Raw genomic sequence first — 22,015 nt, forward strand, 5'->3', positions numbered from 1 at the left:
TTACACTAAAAAATCTTAAATAACATTTTTTTAACGTTTAACATATCTCATTTTAACATTTTAAACTATCAAAAAAAGCTCCAAATAGAAATATAAAAACACTGGTTTTTTAATATCATACTCTCTTCCAATCCCTTTAAATTCCATATCTTTGCAGCTTAATTAAACAAACACAAATGAACAAAAAAGTCATCCTCATGATACTTGATGGCTGGGGAAAATCTCCTGATCCAAAAGTTTCTGCAATTGATAATGCAAATACACCTTTTATAGATAATTTATATACAAAATATCCAAGTGCATCCTTGAGAACAGATGGGTTACATGTAGGCTTACCTGAAGGGCAAATGGGTAATAGTGAGGTTGGACACATGAATTTAGGGGCAGGAAGAATTGTATATCAAGATCTGGTTAAAATCAATCTGGCCGTAGAAAACAAAAGCTTAAATAACGAGGAAGTTTTGGTTAATGCATTTAACTACGCCAAAACAAATGATAAAGATGTTCACTTTTTAGGGTTGTTAAGTAATGGCGGTGTGCACTCACACATTAATCACCTAAAAGGTTTAATAGATGCCGCTAATGAAGCCGGAGTAAAAAACTCATACGTACATGGATTTACTGATGGACGCGATGTAGATCCAAAATCTGGAGCTGGCTTTGTAAAAGATTTTGAAGAACACATTTCCAATACAAATACTAAGATCGCAACTATTTCTGGGCGTTATTATGCCATGGATAGAGATAAGCGTTGGGAACGTATTAAATTAGTATACGATGCATTGGTTAATACCCAAGGAGAAACTTCCAAAAACATTGTTAATTCTATCGAAGAAAGTTATGCTAATGATATAACCGATGAGTTTATAAAACCAATTATTGCTGTTGATGAAAACAACATCCCTTTAACACAAGTTAAAGAAGGCGATGTGATTATCTTTTTCAATTTTAGAACAGATAGAGGACGTGAATTAACCGAAGTATTATCGCAACAAGACTTTCCTGACTACAACATGAATTCATTAAACTTGCATTATGTTACCCTAACTAATTATAATGATGAGTATAAAAATATAAATGTTGTATTCAATAAAGACAATTTAAGCGAAACACTAGGCGAGGTTTTAGAAAAGCATAATAAAAAGCAAATTAGAATTGCCGAAACAGAAAAATACCCACACGTTACATTTTTCTTTTCTGGTGGACGCGAAGAGCCTTTTACAGGAGAACAACGCATCTTAAGAAATTCTCCTAAAGTTGCAACCTACGACTTAAAACCTGAAATGAGTGCTTACGAATTAAAAGATGCCTTAATACCAGAATTACAAAAAGGAGATGCTGATTTTGTATGCCTAAATTTTGCCAATGGAGATATGGTTGGGCATACTGGAGTTATGGAAGCCGCCATAAAAGCATGTGAAGCTGTAGATAAGTGTGTAGAAGAAGTCGTTACCACTGCCTTAAACAACAATTACACTACGTTATTGATTGCAGATCATGGGAACTGTGAAACTATGATAAACCCAGACGGCACACCAAATACTGCACATACAACAAATCCTGTTCCTATTATCTTAATTGATAATGATTTAAAAGAAATTAAAGACGGGATTCTTGGAGATTTAGCACCAACAATTTTAAAACTCATTGGTGTACAGCAACCAGAAGCTATGACACAACACCCTTTGATTTAAAGAGATAAAGAAAAAGACTTAACTTTACATAAAAACAAACCCTGAATTGAATGAATTTTGCAGACACACTCATCATAGCAGTTGATTTTGATGGTACTATTGTAGAAGATGCCTACCCCAGAATAGGCAAACCACAGATGTTTGCTTTTGAGACGTTAAAAAAACTTCAGGAAGAGGGGCACAGACTAATTTTGTGGACTTACCGTTGTGGCGATAAACTGGACGAGGCTGTTAAGTTTTGCGAAGATAACGGCATTCGGTTTTATGCTGTAAATAAAAGTTTTCCTGAGGAAGAATACACCAACGACATCAGTAGAAAAATAAATGCAGATTTATTTATCGACGATAGAAACATTGGTGGTTTTTACGGTTGGGGAGAAATTTACCAATTATTAACCAATAGTGATGCTAAACCCTTGGAGTACAAAAGGAAGAAAGGCTTTTTAGATTTTTTTAGAAAATGATTAAGATAAAAACAAGAGAAGAGATAGAACTAATGCGCGAAAGTGCATTAATAGTATCCAAAACATTAGGCGTTTTAGCTAAAGAAATAAAGCCCGGGATAACTACGTTACAACTAGATAAAATTGCTGAAGAACATATAAGAGACCATGGAGCAGAGCCAGGGTTTTTAGGATTGTACGATTTTCCTAATACACTTTGCATGAGCCCCAATTCGCAAGTTGTGCATGGTATTCCTAATAACGAACCCTTAGTTGAAGGAGACATTATCTCTATTGATTGTGGCGCTCTTAAAAATGGATTTTATGGAGATCATGCCTATACCTTTGCTGTTGGAGAAATTAGCAACGACACCAAAAAACTACTCCAAGTAACGAAAGAATCCCTTTATGTTGGCATAAGAGAATTTAAAGCGAACAATAGGGTGGGCGACGTTGGTTTTGCCATTCAAAAATATTGCGAAGCCCACGGTTATGGTGTAGTTAGGGAGTTGGTTGGTCATGGGTTAGGAAAGAAAATGCATGAAGCCCCTGAAATGCCAAATTACGGACGTAGAGGGCGAGGTAAAAAATTTATAGAAGGTATGGTTGTAGCCATCGAACCCATGATAAATATGGGCACACAACGCATTAAGCAACATAGAGATGGTTGGACAATAACCACCCTAGATAATTTACCATCTGCTCATTTTGAGCACAATGTGGCATTAGTAGATGGTAAACCCGAATTACTTTCTACCTTTGCTTACATTTATGAAGCTTTGGGAATAACTAGTGATGAGGAAAACGAGTTCAGACAAAAATCTTTAGCTATATAAATACCCAAAAGCGCTTTTTCCTAATACTTTTATTGATACGAATTAACTCTAATTAATATAAACCCATGTCACATTTGGAGAAGATAGCCTTAACTGCAAAAGGGTTATTTTTTAGTTTTTTTTACTGTTAATTTGAGAAATTCGTATCCCATATGAAACAGCTTTTCAAAACCATATTAAATATAGTTCCAAGACCTTTATTAATTAGGCTAAGCTATATTGTGCGTCCTATTTTAGTAGTTTTTCTTAAAGGAAACAAGTATATAGATCCCATAGATGGCAAAAGCTTCAAAACATTCCTGCCTTATGGTTATGAAAAACAACGCCATAATGTATTATCACCATCTACCCTTTCATTAGAACGCCATCGTTTACTTTGGCTATACCTTAAGCGCGAAACCAACTTCTTTACAGCACAATTAAAGGTATTACACTTTGCTCCAGAACAAGCATTTTACAAACGTTTTAAGAACATGGACAATCTAGATTACCTCACTACAGATTTAAATTCTCCTTTGGCAGATGTAAAAGCTGATATTTGCAATCTCCCTTTTAAAGATAAAGAATTCGATGTTATTTTTTGTAATCACGTTCTAGAACATATTCCAGATGACACCAAAGCTATGGAGGAATTACATAGAATAATGAAACCAGGTGGCTGGGGTGTTTTCCAAATTCCACAAGACTTAAATAGAACTACTACTTTTGAGGATGATTCTATTACAGATAAAAAGGAACGTGCAAAAATATTTGGACAGTATGACCACGTTAGGGTTTATGGGCGTGATTATTTTGATAAGCTAAGAGCGTGTGGTTTTAAAGTAGATGAAATAACCTATTCTAAAACACTCCCAAAAGCTGATGTAGAAGTATTTTGTTTAAATAAAGAGGAAATTATTCCTGTAGTTTCAAAACCTATTTAGATTCTTAAAATTCAAAAATTAGTATCTTAATCGTATAAAAAACCTTCAGAAGGCACTAATTATTTATGACTTACCAACCTTTATCCAAACGCATAGGGCTTTTTTTGGGACCCCTTCTTTTTATCATTCTAAATATTTTACCCTCCCATTTAGTTTCAAATAAAGGAGACCTTGTTATAGCAACCGCACTCTGGATGATTGTTTGGTGGATTACCGAGGCTGTTTCAATATCAGTAACCGCACTTCTACCCTTACTCCTGTTTCCATTACTAAATGTGATGTCCCTACCAGATGTTGGCGCTAATTACGGAAGCCCAATAATATTTCTGTTTTTTGGTGGATTTGTGCTTGCCTTAGCCCTTGAAAAAGTAAATCTCCATAAAAGAATTGCGCTTAACATTATTAAAAAAACAGGCACCTCTCCAAACAAAGTTATTTTAGGTTTTATGATAGCCACAGCATTTATGAGTATGTGGATAAGCAATACAGCAAGCACTGTGGTTATGCTACCAATAGCCATGTCTGTTATAAGGCTTTTAATAAATGATGATGACGGTTTCACAAAAAAAGACAGAAATTTTGCTTTGAGTGTTATGTTGGGAATTGCATTCTCTGCAAATGCAGGTGGAATAGCCACAATTATTGGCACGCCTCCAAATTCTGTTTTAGTGGGATTATTGGAGAATGAATACCAAATCGAAATTTCATTCTTAAAATGGATGCTTTTAGGATTACCTTTTTCCATTGTACTCATTACCATTATTTATTTAATTATAGTTAAATGGTTATTCCCCAATACTGGCTTAAATTTTAACACATCCAATACTATTATTGATGAAGAAATACAAAAACTAGGAAAGTTATCTGCGAAAGAAAAACAGGTTTTAATAGTGTTTGCATCTATGGTGTTTTTGTGGATTTTTAGAAGTACCATAAATACACTTCTGCCCCAGTTAAAATTATCAGATACTACCATAAGCATTGCTGGAGCAATTGCGCTATTTGCAATCCCCCATAAACTAAAAAAAGGAGATTTCATTTTAAAATGGGAAGACACAAAACATTTAGCTTGGGGCATCCTAATTCTATTTGGTGGTGGTTTAGCTCTAGCAAAAGGCATGTCGGCTACTGGCATTGTAGCCATGGTGGCAGATACCATAGCTAATGCTAATATTAGTGTTATTCTAATAGCAACACTGCTAATTATACTTATGCTTTTTATGACTGAACTAATGAGTAATGTTGCATTAGTCGCTGTATTAGCTCCTGTTGTGGCAGGCATTGCAATTGGCTTGGATATACCAATATTGTATCTTTTAATCCCCGTAACTATGGCTAGTAGTTGTGCTTTTATGCTTCCAATGGCTACACCACCAAATGCCATAGTTTTTGCCAGTGGCTACGTTAAGGTAAGCGACATGGCTAAAGCGGGTGTGGTAATAAATCTTATTGCTGTGCTCTTATTAATTGGAGTTTTTAAATTTGTTGTTCCGCTCATCTTTTAACATAAACAGATTAGTTCTCAGGGAACCCGTTTAATGCTAAAGTCTCTAGAGCATTAGCATCATTTTCAAAAATTAAAAATACTTTCAATTCAGGATGCGATTTTAAAAAAGATTGTACTGCATCAATCCCCATGGCTTGAAATGCTGTTGCATAACCATCTGCCACCATACAGTCTTTTGCAATAACCGAGACACTTAAAATATTAGTTCTGGTAGGATACCCCGTTTTTGTGTTTATAATGTGGGCAAATTTATTGCCGTTTTCATCTACTTTAAACTTTCTATATGTACCAGATGTTGCCATAGCTTCATCCTTTAAATTTATTGCTTTAAAAACACTCTGCTCCCCATCAAACCTAGGTTCATCTAAACCAACCCGCCAAGGTTTACGCTTTTCTTTATTCTCTCCTTTAACCCTTAACTCTCCCCCTATTTCAACCAAATAGTTATTGATGTTTTTACTTTCTAAAAATGCACTGATTACATCAACGCCATACCCTTTGGCAATGGCATTAAACTCTAAGTAGGCATCCAAAGGTTTTATAATTTTTTTACCTTCTAATTTTACTTTATCAAAACCTACATGTGCCATCAACCCATTAATAGTAGTACTATCAGTTAAAAATTTATTTTGGTCAGCACCAAAACTCCACGCATTTACAACATCCCCAATAGTAGGATCAAAAACACCATGAGTTGCTTCGTATATTTTTTTTGAAGTTGAAAACACACATTCAAAATGGTGGTCTACAACAACAGGTTCGTTTCTATTTAATTTAGAAATATCTGAATTGGGTATATATGTTGATAAAGACTTATTAATTACAGCAAACAAACTATCAAACTGTACTGTATAATCAATTTCATCATCATAAATAACATTATAACTCGTACCAAAAACAGCTCCAGAAAGTTTTGTATTATGAGAAGTATCAACAGTGGTAGATGTTTGTTGGTGTTTTTTACAGGAAAATGCAATGAGAACTATTAAAAACGTAATTAGCTTCTTCATCTAGTTTAAGTTTGATTCTATGTATTGAATACCATTGTATTCTATTAAATAATCTTCGTTAAGGTATACAGGTAAATCTTCTCCATTAGGGTTGCCTAAACCTACTCCAGCATAGAGTACCTTAGCATCTTTCTCAAAGGCATGCTTTTTAAAAGACTCCATCCAAACCACATCATAGTTATTGGGGTTGTCTGGTAAAACTACAGCACGAACTACTACAAAATAATACTGATTGTTTTTGTCGATACATACAAATTGAGGATGTCTCTTAAGTTGGCTATTAATAGCCACAAATTCAAAACCACGTTGTTCCAAATCTTTTCCAACATGATTCATTGCCAGATTATGTAATTCCTGCTTAGAAAGTGGTTTACTCATGCTGCAAAAATACTAAAACTTACTAGGATGATGACATTTTTAAGCACTTTCGATGTAGTAATATAAGTAATTGTTAACCCATTAAATAAACGTACTATGACACCTAAACTATATTGCCTTAGCATACTTACGCTACTACTCTTTTCTTGTGGACAAAACACAAAAAACAACAGTGATTTTGCTGATTTTGGTTATGATTCTGAAACCCTATTAGATGAAAATAACACCTCAGAGTTTGAGGAACAAAAACCCAAAATATCCCATAGCCTAAAGGGATATAAAGTTATGAGCAAACAATTTGGGATACCTGTAGGTATTATGCCAATACCAAAGGACTGGAAGGTAAAGCGTAAAAACAACGAAGGTATTTTATTTGAATCTTCCAGTGACATTAAGGTCTATGGTGAACGTTTTATTTCTTACTTCTTCTCTAACAACCAACAACTTAATTACATTACACAACAGAGTGGCAGGCCAGTAGCACCAGTAAAAAACTTAAATAGAGTACTTCAAGAAGATATTTTGCCGCATGCTGAAGCCCAAGGTGTAAAATTAACAAATCAGTTCTCGCTACCAGCCCTATCCCAATTTGATAAACGCTTTGACAGTTACCTGTTTAAAGGGATACCCGAAAACAAACAATTTCAATGCCTCGCTACAGAGTGGATAGATAAAAAGGGAATAAAATCAATAGGTATTATCCGATATTTCACAAACCATTATCCAACTACTGGAGGTATGGATTGGGGATATACCTTAAATGCTATGGAAGCTCCTATTCATGAATATGAAAGTGCTAAAAAAGCATTCATCAACGCGTTAGTGCATTTTGAAATTAACCCACAATGGGTACAAAGTAACAATACCTTTTATTCACAAAAATCAAGACAAGGTGCAGCACAACACCAACAACGTATGGCAGCAATCAACGCACAAGGTCAAGCCGCTAGAAATCTTGGTAACACCTACAGCTCTATATCTGACAGTAGTTTTGAAAGCTGGCAACGTAGAAATAACATGAATAACGCTGGACATTCCAAATCCATAAATAATGGTATATGGGAACGCACAACGGTATCTAGCCCAAATACTGGACAACAGTATTATGTAGAAGGGCAAAATAATTATTACTGGATGAACCAGAATAATGAATATGTGGGAACCGATAATTCACTTTACAACCCAAACATAGATAATTCTATGAACCAACAAGACTGGACACAATACAATATTGAAAACTAATAATGATGACATTTTAAAAGTACTTCGATGTACCAATAAACAAAAAACTATTAAAGCAAAACATCTATGAAAGCATTTAAGTTATACAGCCTTTTAGCCATTGTTATTTTATTAACCTCATGCAGTTCGAATGATGATAATGATAACGCTAATAGTCTCGTAGGATTTACAACACAAGATAATTGTCCTGAATTACCCATAGGTGCAACCTCTGCGTATTGGGAATACGCCAAAGGCAATCCCATTCCCTTAAATCAAATACCAGTACTGCAAAATCCTCAAGCACCATTTTCCTATGCTCATAGCAACAGGAATCTACCTCCGCTAACCTTAACACCCCCTCAAGGTTATCAAGCTATTGATTATATAAATCCCAATACCAATCCTTTTGGGGTAAATATGATTAGGAACGACGGTGCAGTGGTATGGAGATACGTTCCCATTTCAACGTATCCTGTTAATTTTTCAGACTCAAATATTTTAGACACTGAAGTAAATAATGTTACCAATGCTTTTGGTTTCAATGCTAATTATAATACACTTTGCGAAGCAACTCCAATAGTATTTAGTGAAAATGGTATCACAAGAATTTTTAGAGCCAGAATGATAGAATTTAACAATACAACAGCACTCATTTGGATCGCAGCAACTTATGTGGAAAGCTTGTTTACGGTAAGTGTAGCTTCATCAGTATCTGCGGGACCTAGTAATGAATATGCTAATCTAGTTATGGATATATTTTTACCTATGAGTTTTCAATTATATCCATCAGGGAGCAGTCCATTATCAGATAGAGATAATGATGGAACACCAGATATTTTTGATCCCGAGCCTGATAATCCTAATGTAAAATAAAAAACAACTCGTACTTATAATTATGAAAACAAATAATCATTTTAACAACCTTTTTATAACTCTTTTAGTCATCTCTTTTTTTACGATTAGCTGTAGTAAAAATGATGAGAGTGAAAAAATGGAAGAAGACACAACCGGCCTAAACGTTTATGTTGCTGGTACAAAATCTATAGATGCGTTAACATCAGTTGCTGAATTGTGGGTAAATAACACCCCAAGAAATATAGCTAAAAGTAACGGTACTGGAACTGCCAGTTCTGTATTTGTTGCAGGTAACGATGTGTATGTTACCGGGCACGAATCTAACGGTTCACTTAATATTGCTACTGTGTGGAAAAATGGTACAGCAACAACACTTACAGATGGCAGTAAAAACTCCACATCTGCATCAATCTTTGTAGATAACGGCGACGTTTATGTTGCTGGCGATGAAATAGAAAATATAGGGTTTAATGCTAGGGTATGGAAAAACGGCATTGCAACCGATTTGTCAGATGGTTTTCAATCCAGAGCAACTTCTGTTTTTGTATCAAATGGCAATGTTTATGCCGCAGGTTGGCAATACATACAGTCGGAATTTAGAGCCGTAGTTTGGAAAAATGGTATCGCAACACAACTTACTGATGGAACTAAATTTGCAACTGCTAGTTCTGTATATGTAGATGGCGACGATGTTTATGTTGGAGGCTCTGAGTACAACACTTCTACAGACAAAATATTAATTGCTAAAATTTGGAAAAACGGAGTACCTATAGATCTAACAGATGGGACAAATAGTGCTTTAGTTGAAGCTGTTTTAATTTCAGGAAATGATGTATACGCTGTTGGTATGGAAAATCTGGGCAATCAATTTGAAGACGCTGCTGCCATGTGGAAAAATGGAGTCATTACATATCTAACCGATGGTAATAACTATGCAAGAGCACATTCAATTTTTATACATGAAAATGATGTATATGTAGCAGGTACTGAAAGAGGAGAAAATAACGAAGCAGCAACGGTTTGGAAAAATGGCGTTGCCACAAATTTAACCGATGGTAAAAATTTTGCCAGAGCACTTTCTATTTTTGTTAAATAAAAAAAGTAAAATATGAAGTTGATAATCGAAATAATAGTCATTTAATAGCCTAGTATTTGTAACAATATGAAATAATTGTATCTTTCCTCTAGCTATTAATTCATGGGGAAAAAAATACACTTATTGAGTCAGTCTCAACTAGTAGATGCTATCAAAGAAAATGATGCTAACATCTTGAAAGCGCTATATACATCCAATTATCCTAAAATAGAAGCTTTGGTGTTAAAAAACAGTGGTTCTTCTGCACACGCAAAAGATATTTATCAAGACGCATTTATTACCGTTTGGACACATATAAAACAAAATAAATTTGCACCACAAAACGATAGTGCCCTACAAGGGTATTTATACAGAATATGTAAAAACAAGTGGACAGATGTTCTAAGATCTAAAGCCTTTAGGGATGTAAAACCATTGAATACTGATACTATAAAAACAGTGAAATCTGAAGAAACATATGATACGCTAGAAGATAAAAAGCTAAAACTAACTATGGCTGCTTTTGAAAACCTAGGGCAACCGTGCAAACAACTCCTTAAAACATTTTATTTTGAAAAGAAATCATTAAAAGAAATCTCTAAAGAATTAAACATAGAAGAAACCACTGCTCGTAATAAAAAATACAGGTGCATGCAAAAATTAAGAGCTGTGGTTTTAGCCTCAAAATAGCAAACATTGAAAAAGAATAACAACATATCAGAAGAATTACTAGAAACCATAGAGCGTTACTTAAACGGTACTCTAAGCACCCTAGAGCGTGAAGACTTCAATAGACTTTTAGATCTTGATGAAGATTTTAAAGCACAGGTTGAAGATGTTCGTACTATGCTTTTTGGTATAGAAGCCCAGTCTTTAAAAGAACAGTTAAATGAATTTCATGAGGAAATCCCACAAACAAAGGCTGAACCAACCCCAGAACAAAAAGTTCGTTTTTTAAGGTATAGCAAAATTGCCGCTGCAGCTGCTATTATTATTGCGGTTGGAAGTATATGGTTTTTTAGTGGATCTCCAAACGAAACACTTTATGCAAAGTACTTTAAACCAGATCCTGGCTTACCAACAACTATGAGCAGTACCAATAATTTTGAATTTTATGATGCTATGGTAAGCTACAAACATGGTGACTATAAAATAGCCATTGATAAATGGAACATTTTAAACAAACAAAAACCCGAAAACGATACCCTAAACTACTTTTTGGGTGTTGCCCACCTGGCTGCTAAAAACGCTGAAGAAGCCATACCTTACTTAGAGCGCGCAAGTGAAGCGAAAGATGGTTTTGAATTTTTAAGTGATGCCTATTTCTACTTAGGACTTGCATATATTAAAGAAGGGAACCTTGAGCTTGCAAAAAAGAATCTAGGTTTAAGTAATAGTGAAATAAGTAAAACTGTATTAAAGGAACTTGATAACTAATTAAAAAGCAAAAGGTTTTCCTCTAAAGAAAGAACATGTTGCTTCATAACATTGATGAAACATATCAAAATCATATTAACCTTTTTTACTATTTTTTGCGTTTTACCAATTGATGCACAATCTCCTGAAAAAGATGTGCTTTTAAAAAGTTATGATTTGGCCGATAGCCTATATAGGTCTAGAGATTATAAAGGTTCTGAAACTACACTTCATCAACTCGTAAAATCATTTAACAACAACCATCAAAACCAAATACACCTAAAGTATAAAACCTACAATCTGCTAGGTTTGGTAAATGTTAAATCCCAACAGCTAGATAGCTCAAATTACTATCTCAAAAAATCTTTAATATACATTGAAAACCCTGCCTTTAAAGATGAAGACAAAGCATATAATTTGGGCCTCACGAAAAACAGCATAGCGTTAAATTTTTTCAATACAGGACACGTAGAGCTTTCCATTTCTACATTACATGAGGCCATAAAACACCTCCACAATTATACTGCTCAAGTAAAGGATGAAGAAAAAAAGTTGAAAGCTATCAAGAAAAGACTAGCTTGTATTGATAATCTAGCTGGTTTTTATAGAGGTGTTGGAGATAATGAGCGTGCTATAAATTTAGCAACGTACTCCTACAAGAAAAAACAAAAAATTTTACCTCCTGATGATACTGCCCTTATTATTTCCCAATTAATTCTTGGGCACCTTCACCTTATTGCTAGAAACTACGATACAGCAGGAAACATAATTGACAAAGGCATCAAAAATATTGACAAAATCCCTTTTGCAAAAAGTTACGCATATTTAGTAAGAGCTTCAATATATGAGAATGTAGAAGACTTTAAAAATGCAAAAAAAGTGTATGAGTTATGTGAAGATGCTTTTAGAGAAAATTTTAATGGCGTATACTCAAACTCGTTTTTAGATGGGCTAGTGGAGATGTCTAATTTTTACACAAAAATTGGAATGCAGAAAAAGGCATTATCCTTAGCTATGGAAGGCTATAATTTTACACAACAAAACACCTATAAAAATCTGTTGTTAGCATATTACCAAGTACAAAATTTAGCGAACGTTTATTTTGGTATAAACGACTATAAAAACGCCATAAAGTATAGTAACGAGGCACTTTCGTTTTTTGAAAAAAGACAATTAAAAATGAATAGTTTGTTAGATTCTATTCAAAACGAAACAAGAAAACCAATATCGCTTTTAATCAAATCTAAATCAGAATATTTTTTAAAAGACAAGCATACAATTCACAGTTTAGATAGTATCTTAAAGCAGACAAAAAAAGCGCTAGATATTTTAGAAAAAAAGAGAACCATCATAAAAAACCCTTCAGATCTTGAAACTCTTCTTTCCGAAAACAATGAGCTTATAGATTTTAGAAAACAATTACTTGTAGACCTCTATAACAAAACTAAAAGTGATGATTATTTAACCAAACTCATCAGCCTCCATGAATCTAGCCTTTATAATAGAATACGATCTAGGTTAAACCTAAAAAAGGTTAGTTTTTCAAATATCCCAAAAACTATAATTGCTAGAGAGCAATTTTTAAAAGACGAGATGATTAATGCTTTGAGTGAAACAAGTACATCCATAGAAGCGTTTTTTAAAGCCAACGACCAATGGAATACGTTTTTAGACTCATTAAAGTATCAACATCCTAAGTATTACAAAATGCGCTATGCCACTTTAGAAGAGCCTTTAGATAGTCTACATAAAAACATACCGCAAAACACATCCATAGTTAGGTATCTTTATATAAGAGATACGTTATATACTGCTGTAATAAACAAAACCGATAAAAAACTATTTAAATTAAAAACTAATCATCTAAAAACGCATATTACAACGCTTTCCCAAGATATACTAGACATAAAAACAACAGCAAACACTTTACATGAGCTTTACAAAGATTTATGGGAACCTATTGCACCCGAAATCACAACTAAAAACATAGTGATTATACCAGATAGGGATTTATTTAATTTAAGTTTTGAGAGTTTAACAAGTTCTAAAATCACATCTTTTAAAGAACTCGTTACAAAAAGCTTATTATCAAAACACATTATTTCGTATAACTATAGCCTTTTACTCGTAGAACCTTCTAAAACTATTATAGAATACCCTAAAGACTTTATTGCATTTGCCCCTGAATTCAATGAGAATATGAAGAAAAAGTACAGTGTTTCCATTAGTGATTCGCTATCAATGGATAAAACATATTTAAGCCTTCTTCCACAGCCATTCAGTGTAGATTTAGCCAAAGAGTATTCACGCTTATTTGATGGTGACTATTTTATAAATGAAAATGCCTCGAAACAAATCTTTAAAAATGAAGCTAACGAACATAAAATAATACACATTGGCACACATGCTGAATCTAATAATGTTTCTCCAGAACTATCGCGTTTAATCTTTGCCAAAAATAGTGAAAGTGATGACAACTCCCTGTATACCTATGAAATCTACAATGAAAACTTAAACTCCAACCTTGCTATTTTAACCGCTTGTGAGACTGGTAAACCTACCTACCAAGCAGGAGAAGGTATGATATCATTAGCACACGCTTTTAATTATGCAGGAAGTGAGAGTATCTTAACTAGTCGTTGGAAAATCGATGAAAAATCTAGTTCACAAATTATTGAGTTTTTCTTCAATAATATCAGAAAAGGAATGCCTAAGGATGAAGCTTTACAGGTGGCAAAACTTCATTATTTGTCTCAAGCCGAAGGTAGAACAATAGCCCCTAACTATTGGGCGGGTTTAGTACTAATTGGCGATACCACTCCAATACATTTACAATCTTCTAAACATGTAATATGGTATTTTGTGATAGCATTACTACTTGCCATAATCACGTACTTAATCTTGAAAAGAAAAAAATCAAAGCGCGCTACTTAAATCTTACAAACTTGGAGTCGAAAAACGTGTAATTAGAGACAGGTATAATAGCATCTTTCTCTAAATGATACCAAGGCGAGTATTTAGTATCTTCTAAATTTTTAACCAAATGTACACTTTGCGCTGGTGTATTTCCTTGAAATAATAAATATATTTTATCGCCTTTTGTATTTACAGCTTCATCACAAATCATAACAATATGCCCAGGAGAACCACCTTTAATAAGCATATCTCCCAACTTAAGACTTTTTACATCATTTATTTTGGGAAGCTCATTATATAAGGACAACGTACCAGAATACATATAGATAAGGTTAAGGTATTTGTAGAAGTTATCTTTAGAGTAATTTGCAGTTGCTGTTTTTTGAAACCTTACTTTATTTCCATTAATCTTTGGTCTGTAACCCTCAGCGTACTTTTTCCAAGAGCAATAATGGCCACTTGTAAAGTTAAACCCAATTTCATTTTTTCTGTTAGTGTCCCAAAGATATTCGCTACGTATTCTAATTAATGCATCTGCACACTGTTGTAATCCGTTTTTAGGCACTGGAATATCCAAAATTCCAATATGTCCACGTTGCCAAAAGTATTCAGTATCATCATAATTAATAATTTTAGTTCCAAATGGTTTTAACTCGTAGTTTCTCAAATACTCTTGAAATGAACCCTTTGGATAAGTGACCCTTGTGTATCCTTCAGGTAGATTTACTCTAGACTTAATCGTTAGACTGTCCCTGTTTAAAAGGTCTGTAAATACATTAGCAGTTAACACAGTAGCAATACTATTCTGATGAGGCATCATCAACAAGTATGATATCCCAAAAACTAAAACAAAACCCGCAAAAAGTAAAATTTTCTTCATGCTTAAGAAACGTTATAAAGCTTTTCTTCGTATGAATACAGTTAAAATTAAGAGTAATTTCACATCTATAATTGATAATTTTAGTAATTTAATGTCAAAATTGTGCTTATGGAAACTTCGCCTCGTTTAGAATCGGCAATAAAAAAATTATATACTGCATTTCATAACAATACCTTAAATCCTGAATGTTGCCAACAATGTGCAGTAGGCAATATTTTAGATAACAGAGATAGCTGGAAACATCTTTCAGATAGCCATGGCAGTTTGGTATTAAATTACGTTGGTAAAGTACACCAAACTTTAGGCAGGACATTTAATGGCTATACCCCTCTTGGATTGCTTCAAATTGAACATACTTTTTTAAGTGCATGTGGCTTTCAAGTCCCTTTACATCATATTAACACTAAACCTAAAAATCCAACTGATAAAAATGTGTTGTTTGAAGGTTTATGTGCTGTAATAAGTTATTTGTGTGAATTAGAGGGCGTAGAAAATATTATGAATTACACTAAATTATTTGAATTAGAAAACGATAAGCCAAAATACATGTTTGCTTAAAACGTGTTTTTTCGACATAAAAAAACCAACTCTAAATAAGTTGGTTTTTTATTATCATAAATTGAAGATTATCCTCCAAAGTCATCAAATCGAATGTGCTCATCTGGGATACCGAAATCTTCTCCCATTTTTTGAACCGCTTTATTCATTAAAGGAGGTCCACAGAAATATAATTCTATATCCTCTGGCGACTCATGCTTGCTTAAATAGTTATCTATTACACAATTATGAATAAATCCAACAAAACCGTCTCCAGGAGCATCTAAATCTTCTTTCACTTTCCAATTATCTTCTTCTAAAGGTTCAGATAATGCTAAGTAGAATTTAAAGTTAGGGAAGTTCTTTTCTAAATCATAGAAATGGTCTAGATAAAACAATTCACGCTTAGAACGTCCACCATACCAATACGTAACCTTTCTACCTGTTTTTAAGGTTTTGAATAAGTGATATAAGTGAGAACGCATTGGTGCCATACCTGCTCCACCTCCTACATAAAGCATTTCACTTTCAGACTCGTTAATGAAGAACTCACCGTAAGGTCCGGAAATAGTTACTTTATCTCCTGGTTTTTGAGCAAAAATATAAGATGATGCTACCCCTGGATTTACATCCATCCAGCCATTTTTAGCACGATCCCATGGTGGCGTAGCAATACGTACGTTCAACATAATATCACGTCCTTCAGCTGGGTAAGATGCCATAGAATATGCCCTTTCAACAGTCTCATCATTCTTCATTACTAGAGGCCAAAGTCCAAATTTATCCCATTCAGCTTGAAACTTATCTGGAGTTTCATGCTCTTCTGGGTGTGCTGTAATGTCAATATCAGCATATTTTATCTCACATGGTGGGATTTCAATTTGAATATATCCACCTGCCTTGTAATTCATGTCTTCTGGAATACGTACAACAAACTCTTTAATAAAAGAAGCTACATTGTAATTACGAACTACTTCTGCTTCCCACTTCTTGATACCAAATACCTCTTCAGGAATTGTGATATCCATGTCTTGTTTCACTTTAACTTGACATGCTAAACGGGCACCATGCTGTAACTCCTTTCTTGAGAAATGTGGTGTTTCAGTTGGTAACGCTTCTCCTCCCCCGGAATTTACATGACATTCACATTGAATACAAGTTCCACCACCACCACAAGCAGATGGTAAGAATATTTTATTTCCTCCTAACGTAGACAATAGTGTTCCACCTGAAGCTACTTCTATTTCCTTTTCACCATTAATCGTAATCTTTACTGGACCAGATGGTGATAATTTTTGTTTTACAAAAAGTAATAGACTGACTAACAACAACGTAATCAATAAAAACGCCGCCACAGTTGCTATAACTATTCCTGTTGTTCCTGCTGCTAAAATCATACTACTCGATTATTTTTGTGTTATCTGCTAATTCTTTCGCTTCCTCAGTCTCTACCTGCTGAATCTCTATGGCTGCTTCCGTTTTAGCTTCGCTTTCTTCATCTCCTCCAGTTAACATTCCCCCAAAACTAAGAAAACCAATCCCCATTAATCCTGTTATGATAAACGTGATACCAAGCCCTCTTAGAGGAGCTGGCACCGCACTGTATCTAATCTTCTCTCGGATAGCAGCAATTGCTAAAATAGCTAAGAACCACCCAATTCCTGAAGCTATACCGTAATTAAATGCTAAACCTAAAGTTTCAATTTCACGAGATTGCATGAATAATGACCCCCCTAAAATCGCACAGTTTACTGCAATTAAAGGCAAGAATATACCAAGGGAATTGTATAATGATGGCGAAAATTTCTCTACTACTATTTCAACCAATTGTACCATAGTTGCGATGGTTGCAATAAACATAATAAAGGACAAGAAACTTAAATCATAATCAGCATATTCCTCTCCTAACCAGGACAAAGCTCCTGGTTGTAACAAATATTGATCTAGCAACCAGTTTAGTGGTACTGTAATTGCTAAAACAAATATTACTGCTGCACCAAGGCCAACAGCTGTTGAAACTTTTTTAGAAACGGCTAGGTATGAACACATACCTAAAAACACCGCAAACACCATGTTGTCTATAAAAATTGACTTGAAAAATAATTCGATGTGTTCTATCATTGTTTTATTTTTTAATTCTTAAAAAAGAATATTAGTCTTCAATTAAAGCTTTATTTCTACTGCGTTGTACCCAAATAATTAATCCCACAACTATTAAAGCCATTGGGGGCATTAACATAAATCCGTTATTCTCATAACCTATAGAATACACACCTGTTTTCTCAATTGGATCTCCTAAAACAGGAATACCAAATAATGTTCCTGAACCTAAGAGCTCTCTAAAGAAGCCCACTATTAGAAGAATTATTGCGTATCCCGCTGCATTACCTACACCATCTAAAAATGATTTCCAAGGACCGTTACCCAAAGCAAATGCTTCAAAACGTCCCATGATAATACAGTTAGTAATAATCAGTCCAACAAATACAGAAAGTGTTTTACTTAATTCATAAGCAAAAGCCTTTAATACTTGGTCTACTATAATTACTAAAGCAGCAACTACAATTAACTGAACGATAATTCTAATTTTTGAAGGAATGATATTTCTCATTAAAGAGATAACTACGTTACCTACACCTAAAACAAATAGTACAGCAATTCCCATTACCAACGAAGCTTTTAGTTCTGCAGTAATTGCAAGAGCGGAACATATTCCTAAAACTTGTATAGTAATTGGATTATTATCCGTTAACGGGTCTGTAATTAACTTTGCATCTTTTTTTGAAAGTAGTCCCATATTATTTTAACGTTTTAAAGTAAGGTAAATACAATTTTAAATCTTTCTTAATCATGGCCGTAACACCATCTCCTGTGATAGTAGCTCCAGCTAATGCATCAACTTCATAATCATCTTTAATTTCATTCTTAGGGTCTGCATTTCCTTTTGCAACAGTAATACCTTTAAAGACACCAGAATCAGTTAATAACTGCTCTCCCTCAAAATCATCCATAAAATAACGTTGCTTGATATTAGCTCCTAAACCTGGGGTTTCTCCTGCATGGTCAAAAAAAGCACCTTGAACAACCATATCTTTATCTAGGGCTACGTATCCCCAAATAGCATCCCATAAACCTTTACCTCTTATTGGAGCTATATAAAATGTCTTATCATCTTTTTCTCCAACAAATAAAGGCAAGCGTCTTACACCTCCATTTTTAGCTTTAGCCTGTTCTTTCTTAATATCAATTAAGTAAGCTTCATCATCTTCAGTTGCTCTGCCATTTTCAATAACTAATTGTTTTTTAATGTATTTTGAAAACTCTTCCCCAACTACATCTGTACTTACAAAAGTTATATCTCCATCTCCTTCATTACCATTAACACCCATAGCGTATAGAATATTTTGCTGTTTTTCCATACGTTTATTTTCATCAATATTTGGCCTCAAAGATGATGCTGTAAACGCCAATAATGAACCTACAACCACTACCATGGCTATAGCAAATATTATTGTATACGAATTTTTATCTGTATCCATTGCCATAACTAAGCTGTTTTAACTTTTAAACGTTTCATTCTTTTCTTCACGTTACCTTGTACCACATAGTGATCTATAGTTGGTGCAAATACATTCATTAATAAAATTGCTAAAAATACACCTTCTGGATATGCTGGATTAAAGACACGAATCATAATTGAAATAAAACCAATTAAAAATCCGTAAATCCATTTTCCTTTATTGGTTTGAGAAGCTGTTACGGGGTCTGTAGCCATGTAAACTGCACCAAATAAAATACTTCCAATTATCAAGTGCTGCCAGAATGGTACGCTCATTAAGCCATAGAATTTACTTGATTCTCCAATCCAACCAGCATCAACAACACCATTAAAGATTAATCCCATAGTTAGAGCTCCTATTAATGTCGATACAATTATTCTCCAGCTACCTATTTTGGTAAAGATTAAAAATAAAGCACCTATAATAATCAAGAATTTTGAAGTCTCCCCTACAGAACCAGGTATTATTCCCCAAAACATGTCCCAATAACTGTAATCAACCGGGTTATTTGCTGCATAGGTACCCAGGATTGTTTCGCCTGATATGGCATCTAAGTTCTGGCCGGCAGCAATCATTTGATCACGTTCAACAGCACCATGTACCCAAACTTTATCTCCAGACATCCATGTTGGGTATGCGAAGAATAAAAAGGCTCTAATGGTTAAAGCTGGGTTAAGAATATTCATTCCTGTTCCTCCAAATACTTCTTTACCTATTACAACACCAAATATTACTGCAACAGCCAACATCCATAATGGGATGTCTACTGGAACAATTAAAGGTACTAACATTCCTGTAACCAAATACCCTTCTTCTACTTCATGTCCCTTAAGTACGGCAAATAAAAATTCTACTGCCAAACCAACACCATAAGATACTACAACTAATGGTAAAACTTGTGTAAGCCCTACAATAAAGTTGTCCATAGTCCAAAACGAAGCTCCTAAAAATCCTTTAGCAGACTCTATTTCCCCCAAGGCTAAGTAGTGTTGATAACCTGCGTTGAACATACCAAAAATTAAACATGGTACTAAGGCCATGATAACGGTATTCATGGTACGCTTCAAGTCATCGGCTACCTTAATATGAGTTCCTCCGTGAGTCGTCTCATTTGGCAGGTATAAAAATGTATGAATAGCATTAAAGGCTGGTGCCATTTTTTTGCCTTCATACTTCTTTTTAATTTTATGTAATTTCTCTTTTAAACCCATCTTGTAATATTTTTCATTTCACTATTGCTAAATGAATAAAATGTTATTTTTCATTTCGTTCCTCAATGAATAATTATCCAATTTCTTTAAGCATTAAGTCTAAACCTTCTCTTATTATTTTTTGATGTGGTTGTTTAGAAACACATACAAATTCTGTTAGTGCAAAATCTTCGGGAGCAACTTCATACATACCTAAAGCCTCCATTTCATCTAAATCTTGATACATACAAGCTTTAAGGATTTGCATCGGGAATATATCTAAAGGAAAAACTTCCTCATAAGTCCCTGTGGTTACAAAAGCCCTATGTTCACCATTGGTGTTTGTATTTAAATCATAGGCTTTTTTAGGAGTTAACCAAGAAAATGTCAAGGCTCTTGAGGTAGAAATTTTATTGAAAATTGGTTTGTTCCAACCAAAAAACTCATAATCGTCACCTTCTGGGATGATAGAAATTACATTACTGTAATAATCTAAATAACCATCTGGCTTAATTTCTTTACCTGTTAATACATTACCAGATATGATTCTAGCATTGGCATCTTTTTCAACACCTTTATCATAAATCATGGTTGCTACTTCACTACCTAGTTTTGTTTTAAAATAACGAGGCGCTTTTACTTGAGATCCTGCTAACGCTACAATACGCTCTGCATTAAATTTACCTGTTAGCAATAATTCTCCAATAATCACTAAATCTTGTGCATTAACAGTCCAAACGGTCTCTCCTTTATTTACAGGATCTACTTTGTTTATAAGTGTACCAACATTTCCAGCAGGATGCGGACCAGACACTTTGTGTAGTACAATTCCAGATAAACCTGCAAGTGGTGAGTTAGAATTTTTGCCTACAGACACATGAACTTGACCTTCGGTTAATTTCCCTAAAGCTGTAATAGCTGCTTGTAACTCAGCTTCTTTGCCTTGTAATGTAAAGTCTAAATCAGCAGCTAAAGGTGCACTGGCATATCCAGAAATAAAAATAGCTTTTGGAGCTTTTTCAGTACTAGCAATAACATCATAAGGTCTTTGTTTTACAAATGGCCAAAGTCCACTTGCCAATAAATGTGCTTTAACTTCATCTGAAGTTGCCGCATTTACATCAAACTTACCATTATCTTGGTAGGTTTGTGTTTTATCAGCTTGAATCTTTACTTCTAAAATTTTACGTTTAGCACCACGAGAGATTTCAATTACCTCACCAGAAACTGGAGAAGCAAATTTAATAGCCTCATTAGATTTGTCATAAAAAACAGCCTCTCCTGCTTTTACTTTTGTGCCAACTTTAGAAATTAATTTAGGAATTACGCCATGGAAGTCTTCAGGTCTTAAAACATAAAAGTTACTTAAAACCGCTGTCTCAGTAGTTTTTTCGGCTTCACCTTTAAGTTTAATATCTAGACCTTTCTTAATGCGAATGTCGTTTGACATATTTTCTTTGTTGAAATTAGTTGTCTAAAAAATCGGTGCAAAAATACGAACTAAAATACAGTTCCCATAAAAAATTAATATAAATTTATAAGTATTAGTACATCAAAAGCTTTAGGCATCA

The 22,015-nt window shown here is 34.2% G+C and carries 21 protein-coding genes; 12 read left to right on the plus strand and 9 right to left on the minus strand.

Features of this window, described 5'->3' with window-relative positions; all coding sequences use genetic code 11:
• The first annotated feature begins 176 nt into the window (after positions 1–176).
• From gpmI to JS605_RS00915, 5 genes are all read left to right on the plus strand, one after another.
• Positions 177–1,694, plus strand: a complete 1,518-nt coding sequence (gpmI, locus tag JS605_RS00895; protein ID WP_203255821.1) for a 2,3-bisphosphoglycerate-independent phosphoglycerate mutase — start codon at positions 177–179, stop codon at positions 1,692–1,694.
• 50 nt (positions 1,695–1,744) lie between these two features.
• Complete coding sequence (locus JS605_RS00900; protein ID WP_203255822.1) at positions 1,745–2,158, plus strand: BT0820 family HAD-type phosphatase; 414 nt, start codon at positions 1,745–1,747, stop codon at positions 2,156–2,158.
• The gene (gene map / locus JS605_RS00905; protein WP_203255823.1) at positions 2,155–2,973 is read left to right on the plus strand and encodes a type I methionyl aminopeptidase; all 819 of its coding nucleotides are present in this window, start codon (positions 2,155–2,157) and stop codon (positions 2,971–2,973) included. The genes JS605_RS00900 and map overlap by 4 nt, the downstream gene beginning before the upstream one ends.
• A gap of 152 nt (positions 2,974–3,125) precedes the next feature.
• Complete coding sequence (locus tag JS605_RS00910; protein WP_203255824.1) at positions 3,126–3,896, plus strand: class I SAM-dependent methyltransferase; 771 nt, start codon at positions 3,126–3,128, stop codon at positions 3,894–3,896.
• Between the two features lie 65 nt (positions 3,897–3,961).
• Positions 3,962–5,401: an SLC13 family permease gene (locus JS605_RS00915; protein ID WP_203255825.1), complete on the plus strand. Its 1,440-nt coding sequence runs from the start codon at positions 3,962–3,964 to the stop codon at positions 5,399–5,401.
• A 10-nt stretch (positions 5,402–5,411) separates the two neighbouring features.
• Here the strand turns inward: JS605_RS00915 and JS605_RS00920 are convergent, their stop codons facing one another.
• Both JS605_RS00920 and JS605_RS00925 read right to left on the minus strand, forming a co-directional pair.
• Positions 5,412–6,413, minus strand: a complete 1,002-nt coding sequence (locus JS605_RS00920) for an FAD:protein FMN transferase (protein WP_203255826.1) — start codon at positions 6,411–6,413, stop codon at positions 5,412–5,414.
• On the minus strand, positions 6,414–6,791 hold the full coding sequence (locus tag JS605_RS00925; RefSeq protein WP_203255827.1) for a Na(+)-translocating NADH-quinone reductase subunit F: 378 nt from the start codon (positions 6,789–6,791) through the stop codon (positions 6,414–6,416).
• A 96-nt stretch (positions 6,792–6,887) separates the two neighbouring features.
• Here JS605_RS00925 and JS605_RS00930 point away from each other — a divergent pair, with 96 nt between their 5' ends.
• From JS605_RS00930 to JS605_RS00955, 6 genes are all read left to right on the plus strand, one after another.
• The gene (locus tag JS605_RS00930) at positions 6,888–8,033 is read left to right on the plus strand and encodes a hypothetical protein (protein WP_203255828.1); all 1,146 of its coding nucleotides are present in this window, start codon (positions 6,888–6,890) and stop codon (positions 8,031–8,033) included.
• 66 nt (positions 8,034–8,099) lie between these two features.
• Positions 8,100–8,888: a hypothetical protein gene (locus JS605_RS00935; RefSeq protein ID WP_203255829.1), complete on the plus strand. Its 789-nt coding sequence runs from the start codon at positions 8,100–8,102 to the stop codon at positions 8,886–8,888.
• Between the two features lie 22 nt (positions 8,889–8,910).
• A complete protein-coding gene (locus JS605_RS00940; RefSeq protein ID WP_203255830.1) occupies positions 8,911–9,966 on the plus strand; it encodes a Kelch repeat-containing protein in 1,056 nt (351 codons plus the stop codon).
• A gap of 102 nt (positions 9,967–10,068) precedes the next feature.
• A complete protein-coding gene (locus JS605_RS00945; protein ID WP_203255831.1) occupies positions 10,069–10,635 on the plus strand; it encodes an RNA polymerase sigma factor in 567 nt (188 codons plus the stop codon).
• A gap of 6 nt (positions 10,636–10,641) precedes the next feature.
• Positions 10,642–11,382: a tetratricopeptide repeat protein gene (locus tag JS605_RS00950; RefSeq protein WP_203255832.1), complete on the plus strand. Its 741-nt coding sequence runs from the start codon at positions 10,642–10,644 to the stop codon at positions 11,380–11,382.
• A gap of 54 nt (positions 11,383–11,436) precedes the next feature.
• Positions 11,437–14,295 carry a CHAT domain-containing protein gene (locus tag JS605_RS00955; protein ID WP_203255833.1) on the plus strand — a complete coding sequence of 953 codons (2,859 nt, stop codon included), beginning with the start codon at positions 11,437–11,439 and terminating at the stop codon, positions 14,293–14,295.
• Here JS605_RS00955 and JS605_RS00960 read toward each other — a convergent pair.
• Complete coding sequence (locus JS605_RS00960) at positions 14,288–15,157, minus strand: DUF4846 domain-containing protein (RefSeq protein ID WP_203255834.1); 870 nt, start codon at positions 15,155–15,157, stop codon at positions 14,288–14,290. The two genes, JS605_RS00955 and JS605_RS00960, sit on opposite strands and share 8 nt — an antisense overlap.
• A 108-nt stretch (positions 15,158–15,265) precedes the next feature.
• On the opposite strand from JS605_RS00960, the gene JS605_RS00965 reads away from it, so the two are divergent.
• Positions 15,266–15,715: a Na(+)-translocating NADH-quinone reductase subunit F gene (locus tag JS605_RS00965; protein ID WP_203255835.1), complete on the plus strand. Its 450-nt coding sequence runs from the start codon at positions 15,266–15,268 to the stop codon at positions 15,713–15,715.
• Between the two features lie 68 nt (positions 15,716–15,783).
• Here JS605_RS00965 and nqrF read toward each other — a convergent pair whose 3' ends face one another.
• The 6 genes from nqrF to JS605_RS00995 all read right to left on the minus strand — a co-directional run bounded on the left by nqrF (position 15,784) and on the right by JS605_RS00995 (position 21,894).
• Positions 15,784–17,091 (minus strand): NADH:ubiquinone reductase (Na(+)-transporting) subunit F, encoded by a 1,308-nt coding sequence (gene nqrF, locus JS605_RS00970; protein ID WP_203255836.1) that lies wholly within the window; start codon positions 17,089–17,091, stop codon positions 15,784–15,786.
• 1 nt (position 17,092) lies between these two features.
• Positions 17,093–17,815 (minus strand): NADH:ubiquinone reductase (Na(+)-transporting) subunit E, encoded by a 723-nt coding sequence (gene nqrE / locus JS605_RS00975; RefSeq protein ID WP_203255837.1) that lies wholly within the window; start codon positions 17,813–17,815, stop codon positions 17,093–17,095.
• Between the two features lie 31 nt (positions 17,816–17,846).
• A complete protein-coding gene (locus JS605_RS00980; RefSeq protein ID WP_203255838.1) occupies positions 17,847–18,491 on the minus strand; it encodes an NADH:ubiquinone reductase (Na(+)-transporting) subunit D in 645 nt (214 codons plus the stop codon).
• A 1-nt stretch (position 18,492) separates the two neighbouring features.
• Complete coding sequence (locus JS605_RS00985) at positions 18,493–19,239, minus strand: Na(+)-translocating NADH-quinone reductase subunit C (protein WP_203255839.1); 747 nt, start codon at positions 19,237–19,239, stop codon at positions 18,493–18,495.
• A gap of 2 nt (positions 19,240–19,241) precedes the next feature.
• On the minus strand, positions 19,242–20,465 hold the full coding sequence (locus tag JS605_RS00990) for an NADH:ubiquinone reductase (Na(+)-transporting) subunit B (RefSeq protein ID WP_203255840.1): 1,224 nt from the start codon (positions 20,463–20,465) through the stop codon (positions 19,242–19,244).
• Between the two features lie 73 nt (positions 20,466–20,538).
• A complete protein-coding gene (locus JS605_RS00995) occupies positions 20,539–21,894 on the minus strand; it encodes a Na(+)-translocating NADH-quinone reductase subunit A (RefSeq protein WP_203255841.1) in 1,356 nt (451 codons plus the stop codon).
• Positions 21,895–22,015: the final 121 nt, after the last annotated feature.

The sequence above is a fragment of the Hyunsoonleella ulvae genome, assembly GCF_016827605.1.
GTDB lineage: Bacteria > Bacteroidota > Bacteroidia > Flavobacteriales > Flavobacteriaceae > Jejuia > Jejuia ulvae.

What these genes read in the sequence shown, in the direction of transcription:
- JS605_RS00930 (WP_203255828.1), top strand. Translation starts at nt 6,888, where the DNA reads ATGACACCTAAACTATATTGCCTTAGCATACTTACGCTACTACTCTTT.
- JS605_RS00955 (WP_203255833.1), top strand. Translation starts at nt 11,437, where the DNA reads ATGAAACATATCAAAATCATATTAACCTTTTTTACTATTTTTTGCGTT.
- JS605_RS00940 (WP_203255830.1), top strand. Translation starts at nt 8,911, where the DNA reads ATGAAAACAAATAATCATTTTAACAACCTTTTTATAACTCTTTTAGTC.
- JS605_RS00915 (WP_203255825.1), top strand. Translation starts at nt 3,962, where the DNA reads ATGACTTACCAACCTTTATCCAAACGCATAGGGCTTTTTTTGGGACCC.
- JS605_RS00960 (WP_203255834.1), bottom strand. Translation starts at nt 15,157, where the DNA reads ATGAAGAAAATTTTACTTTTTGCGGGTTTTGTTTTAGTTTTTGGGATA.
- JS605_RS00965 (WP_203255835.1), top strand. Translation starts at nt 15,266, where the DNA reads ATGGAAACTTCGCCTCGTTTAGAATCGGCAATAAAAAAATTATATACT.
- JS605_RS00985 (WP_203255839.1), bottom strand. Translation starts at nt 19,239, where the DNA reads ATGGCAATGGATACAGATAAAAATTCGTATACAATAATATTTGCTATA.
- gpmI (WP_203255821.1), top strand. Translation starts at nt 177, where the DNA reads ATGAACAAAAAAGTCATCCTCATGATACTTGATGGCTGGGGAAAATCT.
- JS605_RS00935 (WP_203255829.1), top strand. Translation starts at nt 8,100, where the DNA reads ATGAAAGCATTTAAGTTATACAGCCTTTTAGCCATTGTTATTTTATTA.
- JS605_RS00920 (WP_203255826.1), bottom strand. Translation starts at nt 6,413, where the DNA reads ATGAAGAAGCTAATTACGTTTTTAATAGTTCTCATTGCATTTTCCTGT.
- JS605_RS00980 (WP_203255838.1), bottom strand. Translation starts at nt 18,491, where the DNA reads ATGGGACTACTTTCAAAAAAAGATGCAAAGTTAATTACAGACCCGTTA.
- map (WP_203255823.1), top strand. Translation starts at nt 2,155, where the DNA reads ATGATTAAGATAAAAACAAGAGAAGAGATAGAACTAATGCGCGAAAGT.
- nqrE (WP_203255837.1), bottom strand. Translation starts at nt 17,815, where the DNA reads ATGATAGAACACATCGAATTATTTTTCAAGTCAATTTTTATAGACAAC.
- JS605_RS00990 (WP_203255840.1), bottom strand. Translation starts at nt 20,465, where the DNA reads ATGGGTTTAAAAGAGAAATTACATAAAATTAAAAAGAAGTATGAAGGC.
- JS605_RS00995 (WP_203255841.1), bottom strand. Translation starts at nt 21,894, where the DNA reads ATGTCAAACGACATTCGCATTAAGAAAGGTCTAGATATTAAACTTAAA.
- JS605_RS00925 (WP_203255827.1), bottom strand. Translation starts at nt 6,791, where the DNA reads ATGAGTAAACCACTTTCTAAGCAGGAATTACATAATCTGGCAATGAAT.
- JS605_RS00910 (WP_203255824.1), top strand. Translation starts at nt 3,126, where the DNA reads ATGAAACAGCTTTTCAAAACCATATTAAATATAGTTCCAAGACCTTTA.
- nqrF (WP_203255836.1), bottom strand. Translation starts at nt 17,091, where the DNA reads ATGATTTTAGCAGCAGGAACAACAGGAATAGTTATAGCAACTGTGGCG.
- JS605_RS00900 (WP_203255822.1), top strand. Translation starts at nt 1,745, where the DNA reads ATGAATTTTGCAGACACACTCATCATAGCAGTTGATTTTGATGGTACT.
- JS605_RS00945 (WP_203255831.1), top strand. Translation starts at nt 10,069, where the DNA reads ATGGGGAAAAAAATACACTTATTGAGTCAGTCTCAACTAGTAGATGCT.